The following is a 9,052-nucleotide window of genomic DNA, read 5'->3' as shown; positions in this document are numbered from 1 at the left end:
GCCAGCTCGACAGGCTCAGTTCGATAACGGCGATCAGCGTGCCGTCCGGGTCGAGGGGGCTCGGGGATCGGCTCAGATCGTTCAATTTCTGCATGGGGCGCTCCATCGGTTCACATCAGCAACGATGGATGCAATATCCTCGCCGCCGCCCCATAGCATCTCCCTTGGAGGCTTGCGGACGCCGGCCCCGTGCGCACCGCCCCACCGTCATGGGGCCGGCATCCGAAACCCTTCACAGGAGCGGACATCGGATATCATCAAATAGGCCCAGGTGACCTTACTCATTGCTCGATTTCGGTCTTCGCCACCACCTCCGGATCATCAAATACTGCCCTGTGCAACACGCCAGCCCCACTGCAGCAACCATTGTGTAAAGGGTGAGGACCGAAACGAAGTTAATCGGGTGGCTTTCGTAAGTGATGACCTGCCATTTCGTGACGTTATCCGTCCCGCGAAAAGAGGCGAGCAGCCCGCCTGTCGTGTACCAGCGGCACAGCTGGGAAAGCCCCAGCCATGCCATGAATAGGCTGGCCCCCAACCGGCAACATAACTGCCGATCGATCTTAAAATGGTCAGCCATCCCACCATACGCGCCGTTTTTGCCATGACTTCAGCAAATTCTGCCACCTTGTATTTAAAACAAAGCTACTAGAAGTTGAATGACGCTACGAATAGTCAAACCGTCTGCATAAGCGGTCATTGAATTGCGGCGACTCAAATGTCGGCTAGCCGCCGTGTCCTGTCGAGTTGGAGAGGCGAAGGGAATGAGACTAATCATTTTGACGATCAGCACCCTTGTGCCGATTGTAGCTGCTACCGCGCAGCCGCTGTCGCCAGGCGACATAGAAAAGCGTCAGCTTGCAACAATGCGGAGTGACGTTGGCAGGCTCTTTCGCGGTGCAAACCCCGACAATGAGGGGCTGGAGCTTTGCCCCTCTGTTTATGGCCGCTTTTCCGAATGTGAACTTGTGTCGCTTGCCTCGTTCAAAGTCACGGGACTCGTTCTCGGTAACAAAACTGATGGCATCTATCTTGCGAAGTTTTACAAAATTCGCACTTCCGCAGGCCTGGTGGGATACATTTCGTTTCGCCGGCGGGACCGGTTTGTTGATCTAACCTCTCCATCGCGTTCGAACATGAGGTAGAGCTGTACGTCCGCTTCACCGCGCTCTCGCGAGCATCGAGCCGCTCAGCCTGTCCACGAAACTACTCCGTTCTCGCGCATGCAACAGCGCAGACTTCACACCTGCGCTGCAAATCGATCGATCAGCCATTGCGTTGCAGGACCTGGCGGCGTTTGGACTCGCCAAATCGCCTGCAGCGGATACAGCGCATCCTTTACGCCATGGATATCCAGCCCGATGAGCCGTCCTGCCTCGAGGTCGCCGCGGACCATGAATTCCGGCATCAAGCCCCAACCGATCGCGGCCAATAGCAAGGCGTGCTTCACGCCGAGATCTGCCAGCCGCCATGTCTTGCTGCTCACGACACCGAAATCCTGGCCTTGTGTCAGTGGCGAACGGTCGGTCAGAACCAGCTGGATGTGCTCGCGCAGCTCACCAGGCGAATGTCGCCGCGAGCGTGCCAGTGGATGAGACGGCGATGCGACCGGGATTAGCCTGACGTTTCCAATCTGCTGCCTGTCCATGTCATCCGGAAGTGGATGCATGGCGCAGTTGATTCCAAGCCGTGCGGTGCCGTCTGCCAGGAGCTGGGTCACCGCACCAAGCGCTTCCGCATGCACCCGTAGCTGAACTGTCGGATACGCAATTTGGAAGGCCTGCAGAGCGTCGACCAGGCGGGAGGTTGGGAGCATCACGTCAGCGACCAGAGAAACCTCCGCTTCCTCGCCTTCGCGGAGGCTCGCGGCCTTGGCGCGCATCTTCTCCATGCCTTGCAGAACTGAGCGTGCGTGAGCGAGCAGCGCACGTCCGGCTTCGGTCAGTTCAGGCTTCTTTGTCCCCGAGCGATCGAACACGGCAACCCCGAGCTGATCCTCGAGATTGTCTATCCCGTAAGCGATCGCCGAGGTGGCACGGTTCAGGCGTCGTCCGGCCGCGGCGAAGCTGCCGCACTCCACCACCGTCGCCAGAATCTGGAGCTGATCGATTGTGGGCGTACCGACCTTCATTTCTAAAATCCTGAATAATCTGTTCGATATTATCTGCATTTTCTGAAATGCGGAAGGGGACTATCGCTCGCCCATTGGTTCAAACGAGATCGCCCATGAATCCCCTCACACTCCCGCGCGAGCGCAACGTCGCGACCCTCCACGCCGCCTTCCATACCCTTGAAGGAGATGGATTCGAGGTTCGTCGCGCCATCCCATCGTCCGCCTTTGAGGCCATTGGGCCGTTCATCTTCCTTGATCATTTCGGGCCGATCGAGGTGCGGCCGGGCGAAGCCAAGGGCGCCTCGGCTCATCCTCACGCCGGTATCGAGACTCTGACCCTGCTCCTCGAAGGGCGGTCGGTGCACAAGGACAGCCTCGGCAATGTCAGCGCGATGGGGCCAGGCGAGGTGCAATGGATGCGCGCAGGCCGCGGTGTGATCCATGACGAATCGCCGGACGAGGCCCTGGTGCGCACGGGCGGCCGGGTACACGGGGTGCAGTTGTGGATCAACATACCGAAAGGCGGAAAACACGCAGATCCTGCCTACAGGCACGTGAAAGTTGACGCGATTCCGCTGTTGCCGCATGACAACGGAACCGTGCGCCTCATTGCAGGTCAGGTCGGCAACGTCACCGGTCCCGTGTGGACTTCCGGCGGTCCCTTTGTGGTTCACGCCAGCCTGATGTCCGGCGGCACACTGCGCATTGATGCGTCGAGCGCGCGTGAACTTGCGCTCTATGTCATGACGGGCAAAGTCGCGATTGCCGACGAGACCGTCGAGCCGGGGCAGCTTGCCCGCCTTACGTCCGGGGACACGCTGCAAGTCGCAGTGCAGGAGAACAGTGAGCTGCTGCTGGTTGGCGGCGACCCACTCGATGCTCCCATCGTCCGCCACGGTCCTTTCGTCATGAATACCATCGCCGAACTCGAACGGGCGGCCCGTGACTATCACGCGGGACGGATGGGACAGATCTGACATGCCCCATCGCGTCCATCATTACCGTCGGAACAAGCCGTCAATCCCACCAGCTCAAACCAGGAGTCCTTCCATGTCTACGCCTACTTATCTGCCCGCACTGGGGCGCCTGCTGATCGCGCTCATCTTTATCTTGTCGGGTCTGTCGAAAATCGCTGCTCCCGCCAACACCATCGCTTACATCCAGTCCGCTGGGGCGCCATTTGCTCCGGCTGCTTTCGCCGTCGCCGCGATCGTCGAGGTGATCGGCGGGCTCACTTTGCTAGTTGGCTTTCAGACTCGCCTCGTCGCTGCAGCCCTGGCAATCTTCACGCTGGCCGCGGCCGTGCTGTTCCACAACAACATGGCCGACCAGAACCAGATGATCCACTTCATGAAAAACCTCGCGATCACCGGAGGCCTTCTGCAGGTGATCGCGTTCGGCGCCGGCGCATTTAGTCTCGACAACCGGCGCCGTTCCGCTTCCGTCCCCGCGTAAGCGGTCTGATTGAAGAAAGAGCGGCGAGACTCATCTCGCCGCGGTTTGGCACGGGTTTCGCGGTCGCCGCAAACGGGAGCTTCAAATGCCATTTCCGATTACCGAACATGTCCTGAAGACGAGGCGTCATACGACTGCTTATCTTGCGTGCGGCGCTGTCGACGCGCCGATAATCAATTTCTTGCATGGATGGCCCGAACTGTCGATTAGTCGGCGTCACCAATTGCCAATATTCGCCGAGCTAGGATTCCGTTGCGTGGCGCCAGATATGCGTGGATACGGCAGGTCCAGCATCTATGGGCAGCATGCGGATTACGCGGTTGAAAATAGTGTGCGCGACATGATCGAACTCTTGGATTCGCTTGGACGCGAGAAGGCTGTGTGGGTGGGGCATGACTGGGGTAGCCCGGTGGTTTGGGACATTGCCAGTCACCATCCAGACCGGTACCACGGCGTTGCCAACCTATGCGTACCTTATCTGCCCAAGGGCTTCGCGCCGGAAAATTTGCTTCCGCTTGTCGATCGGACGCTCTATCCGGAGAACGAGTTTCCGGCAGGTCAGTGGGAATACAAGCTATTCTATCAAGAGAATTTCTCGACGGCCTGTGCCGCGCTCGAAGCCAACCCACGAGACACGGTGAAAGCGCTGTTCCGCAAGGGTGATCCCGCGGCTCGAGGCAAGCCGGCCCGCACCGCGCTGATACGTAAGCATGGTGGGTTGTTTGGTGGCGCGGTAGAGCCCCAGACGTGCCTATGGATTGCGATGTGCTAACTGAAGCGGACCTTGCGGTCGGCTCGACATGCCCATGCTTTTCCTTCATGCGGCCAACGACGTGACCTGCGACACGACGGGCTCCCGCCTCGCCGAGCCGATGCGTGAATACTGTGCGGACCTGACTGAGGTAGTGGTCCGATCGGGGCACTGGATGGCGCAGGAACGCCCCGTCGCAGTGAATGCGGCATTGACGAAGTGGCTTGGAATGAAGTTGGCCAACGTCTGGGCGTCATGACGGGCACGCTATGTTAGGACGGCTGCTTGCCTGGCCACAATTCGCTTCAGTCGTCATCGTACCATCGCCGCATGTCCGTTGTTGGCTCTTTACGACGTGGGTTCACGAGTACAGAACGGACCTGGCCCATGCGAGTGGGGGGCTGATGAACAGGACGGCAAACTCAACTTCGCGGTCGTTGTCGCCAGTGGCGAACGCTTGAAGGAGGCATGCTCAAGCCGCCCAAGTCGGAAAGCAAGAGTCAACTCACCACTAATCCGACCGCTCACCGCCGGCTCGGCGAAACCACTTGCAACGCACGGCCGGACCATACACTACATTGGGTCAAACGGCGAAATACCGGAGCTCCCCGCGCAATTCCGCTTCACCTCGAGAAGCGGACATCCCGCCTTCATGAGGAGCACGTCCTGGTCTCTGCCCGACCTTTGCCACGATAGCATCATGCCGGTGTTTCGCCCGACGCGTCAACGTGATCGCGGCAGGGAATGCCGTCGCGGCGCAGCTCGAAAACTGCTTATCGATCAAGGGGCGCTCTACTGTGCATGGGGTTGTTTTGCGACTTTTTGTTCTGGTCGTCGTGACCGGATCCGAGGCAATGCCGTAGCGATTCGCCTCCTGCTCCCACCCGACCCTCGCGCATACACAGCATGCAAGCTTGCGCCTGTGGCAAGCCGCGCGGCCGTAGTACATGCCGCAAGTCCCTGTACACACGCCGCCGGAGCAAAAGCGCAGGCAATGACAATCACGTTACCTGCCGCTGCGCGCCAGCCCGATCATCCCGTCGCCGACGGCCTGCCCGCGATGCGCCGCCGTTGGGCGATCGCGGCGATCTTCACCGCGCTGGCGATGGCTTCGCTCGACACCGCGATTGCCAACATCGCCCTGCCCGCGATTGCCGCCGACCTGCATGTCAGCCCGGAGCAGTCGGTCTGGGTCGTCAACGTCTACCAGATCGCATTGGTCGCGACGCTGCTGCCGCTTGGCGCGCTCGGCGAGATCGTCGGGCACCAGCGCATCTATCTCGGCGGGCTCATCCTGTTCACGATCGCCTCGCTGCTCTGTTCGGTGGCGTGGTCGCTGGACAGCCTGCTCGTCGCGCGGACGCTGCAGGGCCTCGGCGCGAGCGGCATCATGAGCGTCAACACCGCGCTGGTGCGCTTCGTCTATCCCGGCCGGATGCAAGGGCGCGGCTTCGGCCACAACGCGCTCGTGGTCGCGACCGCCTTCACCTTCGGGCCGTCGATTGCGTCGGCCATCCTCGCGTTCGGACCGTGGCCGTGGCTGTTCGCGGTCAACATCCCGTTCGGCCTGGTCGCGATCGGCATCGGATTTATCATGCTGCCGAAGACGCCGCGAGCGGATCACGGCTTTGACTGTCTCGGCGCGCTCCTCGCCGCCGCCTGCCTCGGCCTGATCATCACCGGCATCGGCAGTGCGGCGCATAATCTGTCGCCGATTGTCGTCGCCGTCGAACTGATCACCGCCCTCGTGCTCGGCTTCGTCCTGATGCGCCGTCATGCCGACCATCCCGCGCCGATGCTGCCGATCGACCTGTTCAGCCGGCCAATGTTCGCGCTGTCGGCGGCAACGGCGGTGTGCTCGTTCGCCGTGCAAGGCCTCGCCTTCGTCTCGCTGCCGTTCTATTTCGAGGACGTGCTCGGGCGCTCGCAGGTCGAGACCGGCTTCTTCATGACGCCGTGGCCGCTGGTGGTCGGCTTCATGGCGCCGATTGCAGGCCGCCTGTCCGACCGTTACGCGGTCGGCCTTCTGGGCGGCATCGGCCTCGTGCTGCTCGGCCTCGGCATGGCGCTGCTCGCGATACTGCCGGCCAACCCCGCCATAGCCGACATCATCTGGCGGATGGCGATCTGCGGTATGGGCTTCGGCTTCTTCCAGGCGCCCAACATGAAAGCGGTGATGTCAAGCGCACCGCCGCACCGCAGCGGCAGTGCCTCGGGCATCGTCGCGACCGCACGCCTGACGGGACAGACCACCGGCGCAGCACTCGCGGCGGCCTGCTTCGCTCTTGCGGGCCACAGCGGCGCAACGGTGGCGCTGGCGCTCGGCGCGGGCTTTGCCGCGCTCGGCAGCGTGATGAGTTTTCTGCGGCTGGCGGCGAAGTAGACCTCAGGTCAAGCCAGGTGGCGGGCCGGTGTCGCGGCAGCAGCCGCCGCCGGGATCACCGTCTGATCGTCCAACTCGGCAAGACGCCCGTCGATCGCATCGATGACCTTGCGCGAGAACGGTCCGAGATGCGCATAGGCCGCGATCATCTGCACGGCGATTCGCGCCGATGTCGTGTCGCGCTTGGCGCAATTCATGAACGTCTGCCAGAGCGGGCCGCGCGCCTCGGGAAGAGCGGTGACGACGCGGTGCACGGTCTCCATTGCCCCGACCCTGGCGCGGATGTCGCCCTCGGCCAATTCGTGGCGCTGCCTCGAGCGGTCGAGCAGCGTCATCAGGCGGTCGACGCGGCTCGCATAGGCGGCGGGGCTGTAGATGTGCTCCAGCACCCGCTTGTAATCCATTAGGATGTCGCGCAACGGGCGGATCGGATCGAAGTTGATGCCGCTCGTGCACTGGTCGGCGCCGAGGGTCGGGGCGAGATCGTGCCCCGGATGCAGCCGGCCTTCACGCTCCAGGCGCCGCGTGAGCTGCGTGTTCGGCAGCGCATAGAGCAGGCCGACCATGCTCACGGGAATCGCGGCTTCCTCGATGAATTCGATCATGGCCTCAGCCATCGAGGCCTTCTCGTTGTCGAAACCGACGATGAAGCCGGCGGTGACGAGCATGCCGGCGGCGTAGATCTTGTGGATGCTCTCGGCGATGTTGCGCCGCGTGTTCTGCTTCTTCCGCATCGCGACCAGCGTCGCCGGATCCGGACTTTCGATGCCGACGAAGACGGCGAAGAAATTGGCCGCACCCATCAGATCCAATAGCTCGGGATCGTCGGCCAGATTGACCGAGGCTTCTGTCGACAATTCGAAGGGATAGCCGTGAGCGCGCTGCCATTCGGCAAGCTGCGGCAGGAACAGCCTGAGCGACTTCTTGTTGCCGATGAAATTGTCATCGACGAAGTCGAGATGGCCGCGGTAGCCCATTGCATAGAGCCTGTCGAGCTCGACCAGCATCTGCGTGTTGGTCTTGGTTCTCGGGACTCGCCCGTAGAGCTCGATGATGTCGCAGAACTCGCAGGTGAACGGGCAGCCGCGCGAATACTGCACACCGAGATAGAGGTAGTCCTCGAATTTGAGCAGGTCGAAACGCGGCACCGGCGTCTTGGTGACATCGGCCTGGAATTTCGGCGCGGTGAAGACGCCGGAGCGTGCACCGCCCTCCCAGGCCGCGATGAATTCGGCGATGACGCTTTCGGCCTCGCCGAGCACCCGGAAGTCGGCGCGTTCGTAGATGTGCGGGCTGGACGTGGCATCCGGACCGCCGACCACCACCGGCTTGCCCGCCGCGCGGCACAGCTCGATCAGGCGCAGCGTGTCGGCCTGCTGCGGCATCATGCCGCCCGTGAAGACCACGTCGGCCCAGGCGAGGTCCTCGTCCCCGAGCGGCGCCGTATTGCAGTCGACCAGGCGCACCGTCCAGCTCTCGGGCAGCATCGCGGCAACGGTGATCAGGCCGAGAGGCGCAGCGGGGCGCTTCACACCCATCAGTTTGCAGGATTCGCCAAAACTCCAGAAGGACTCTGCCGAGAACAGCGGATAGAGCATCAAGACGTTGCAAGGGCTCGGCACGTTCATGGAACTCCTTCTGGCTTCGCCCCAGTCTAGCAGAGCGGCTTGGTCTTGCACCCCAGCAAAAGGGACAAACTGTGGCCGCTGTTCAGAGGGTCTGTGAGCGCCAAAGCCGGGAGATGTCGCCCCAAGCCCTGCCCTGGGCGTCCAGGGACGGGGAATCTCTCCGCCGGTCACCCCGCGGACTGTTGATTTGAACAGTTCCAGTTTGCCGGACAAATTGCGCCCTGAGCCCAATCGGTGGATTGGGCCAATCAGGGGACTTGCGATGGCAAATCTAACAATCAACGGAAAAACCGTTACGCTCGAGGTCGAGCCGGACACCCCGCTGCTGTGGGCGATCCGCGAGAACGCCGGCCTGACCGGCACCAAATATGGCTGCGGCATCGCACAATGCGGTGCCTGCACCGTTCACATCGACGGCGTGGCGATGCGCTCCTGCGGTGTCACGGTCAGCGAGGCCGAGGGCAAGAAGATCACCACGATCGAGGGACTGGCGTCCGGCAACTCGCTGCACAAGGTGCAGGAAGCCTGGATCGCCCAGGACGTTCCGCAATGCGGCTATTGCCAGAGCGGCATGATCATGGCCGTGGCGGCGCTCCTGAACGAGAAGCCGAAGCCGACCGATGCTGATATCGACGAGGCCATCACCAATATCTGCCGCTGCGGCACCTTCCAGCAGGTGCGCGAGGCGATCCACACGATCGCGAGCGCGTAAGGAGCCGTCA

9 protein-coding genes are annotated in these 9,052 nt (G+C 62.0%); 7 read left to right on the top strand and 2 right to left on the bottom strand.

Annotation, left to right across the window (positions count from 1 at the left end):
• Positions 1-764 precede the first annotated feature (764 nt).
• Positions 765-1,145, top strand: a complete 381-nt coding sequence (locus IVA82_RS42970) for a hypothetical protein (protein WP_247380674.1) — start codon at positions 765-767, stop codon at positions 1,143-1,145.
• 95 nt (positions 1,146-1,240) lie between these two features.
• Here IVA82_RS42970 and IVA82_RS42965 read toward each other — a convergent pair whose 3' ends face one another.
• The gene (locus tag IVA82_RS42965) at positions 1,241-2,131 is read right to left on the bottom strand and encodes a LysR family transcriptional regulator (RefSeq protein ID WP_247380672.1); all 891 of its coding nucleotides are present in this window, start codon (positions 2,129-2,131) and stop codon (positions 1,241-1,243) included.
• A 95-nt stretch (positions 2,132-2,226) separates the two neighbouring features.
• On the opposite strand from IVA82_RS42965, the gene IVA82_RS42960 reads away from it, so the two are divergent.
• The 5 genes from IVA82_RS42960 (at position 2,227) to IVA82_RS42940 (ending at position 6,702) form a co-directional block, all read left to right on the top strand.
• Entirely contained in the window at positions 2,227-3,090 is an 864-nt protein-coding gene (locus tag IVA82_RS42960) for a pirin family protein (RefSeq protein WP_247380670.1), read from the top strand.
• 73 nt (positions 3,091-3,163) lie between these two features.
• Complete coding sequence (locus IVA82_RS42955) at positions 3,164-3,568, top strand: DoxX family protein (RefSeq protein ID WP_247380668.1); 405 nt, start codon at positions 3,164-3,166, stop codon at positions 3,566-3,568.
• An 85-nt stretch (positions 3,569-3,653) separates the two neighbouring features.
• Positions 3,654-4,340 (top strand): alpha/beta hydrolase, encoded by a 687-nt coding sequence (locus IVA82_RS42950; RefSeq protein ID WP_247380666.1) that lies wholly within the window; start codon positions 3,654-3,656, stop codon positions 4,338-4,340.
• Between the two features lie 34 nt (positions 4,341-4,374).
• Positions 4,375-4,578, top strand: a complete 204-nt coding sequence (locus IVA82_RS42945) for a hypothetical protein (RefSeq protein WP_247380664.1) — start codon at positions 4,375-4,377, stop codon at positions 4,576-4,578.
• A 735-nt stretch (positions 4,579-5,313) separates the two neighbouring features.
• Positions 5,314-6,702: an MFS transporter gene (locus tag IVA82_RS42940; protein ID WP_247380662.1), complete on the top strand. Its 1,389-nt coding sequence runs from the start codon at positions 5,314-5,316 to the stop codon at positions 6,700-6,702.
• 8 nt (positions 6,703-6,710) lie between these two features.
• Here the strand turns inward: IVA82_RS42940 and IVA82_RS42935 are convergent, their stop codons facing one another.
• The gene (locus IVA82_RS42935) at positions 6,711-8,330 is read right to left on the bottom strand and encodes a B12-binding domain-containing radical SAM protein (RefSeq protein WP_247380660.1); all 1,620 of its coding nucleotides are present in this window, start codon (positions 8,328-8,330) and stop codon (positions 6,711-6,713) included.
• A 262-nt stretch (positions 8,331-8,592) separates the two neighbouring features.
• Between IVA82_RS42935 and IVA82_RS42930 the strand changes: the two genes are divergently transcribed.
• Positions 8,593-9,042, top strand: a complete 450-nt coding sequence (locus IVA82_RS42930; RefSeq protein ID WP_148744532.1) for a (2Fe-2S)-binding protein — start codon at positions 8,593-8,595, stop codon at positions 9,040-9,042.
• Positions 9,043-9,052 lie beyond the last annotated feature (10 nt).

Origin of the sequence: Bradyrhizobium sp. 142 (assembly GCF_023074015.1) — a bacterium.
Lineage (GTDB): Bacteria > Pseudomonadota > Alphaproteobacteria > Rhizobiales > Xanthobacteraceae > Bradyrhizobium.
This window is presented reverse-complemented; position numbering and strand designations above follow the sequence as displayed.